Source organism: Geobacillus sp. DSP4a (assembly GCF_013096875.1).
GTDB lineage: Bacteria > Bacillota > Bacilli > Bacillales > Anoxybacillaceae > Geobacillus > Geobacillus thermophilus.
The window spans coordinates 1-448 of record NZ_SDLD01000196.1 but is presented as its reverse complement, the minus strand read 5'-3'; the positions used below and the strand labels follow the sequence as shown (position 1 = coordinate 448).

Annotated in this window: 2 protein-coding genes; both read right to left on the bottom strand. The window is 45.8% G+C overall.

The genetic code is table 11. The features are described from left to right. Nucleotides 1–157, bottom strand: a 157-nt coding sequence (locus ETC02_RS16965; RefSeq protein ID WP_171698477.1) for a T7SS effector LXG polymorphic toxin, incomplete at its 3' end; no start/stop codon positions are given. Between the two features lie 19 nt (nt 158–176). Beyond that, nucleotides 177–446 (bottom strand): YwqI/YxiC family protein, encoded by a 270-nt coding sequence (locus tag ETC02_RS16960; protein ID WP_171698476.1) that lies wholly within the window; start codon nt 444–446, stop codon nt 177–179. Nucleotides 447–448 lie beyond the last annotated feature (2 nt).

Below are 448 nucleotides of genomic sequence, written 5' to 3'. Positions count from 1 at the left end.
GGATGGCATCTCCGCCTTTTCCTTTCAGCGCATCCTTCATGCCTGCCAGATGCTCAACGCTTTTTTCCAGCTTCTCCAGCTGTTGTTTTTGCTTGTCCAGTTTCTCAATCGTATGCTGAATGCCCTCGTGAAGAGCGTGGACATCTAATGTTTTCAATCCCTTGTCCTCCCGCGCTTTATTTCATGGAAGATGATATGTTTTGGTCCGTTTCCTTCATGGCGTTTACCGCGCTTTCAGTTTGTGCGATATGCTTGGCCAGAACAGACGCATATGCTTCAGTGAGCTCTTTGATGTCCTTATTTAATTGCTCGATGGACTTCACAACATTCAAATGGTTTCTGCCTGAGAGATGACCGGGCAATGAGGACTTGAGTTCAGCTGAATTCTTGAGCTGAGAAAGCCCTTGCTTCACTGTGTCATACACCATTTTAATTTCCTGTGCCATTT

Coding starts and splice junctions, on each gene's coding strand:
- ETC02_RS16960 (WP_171698476.1), bottom strand. CDS start 446: ATGGCACAGGAAATTAAAATGGTGTATGACACAGTGAAGCAAGGGCTT.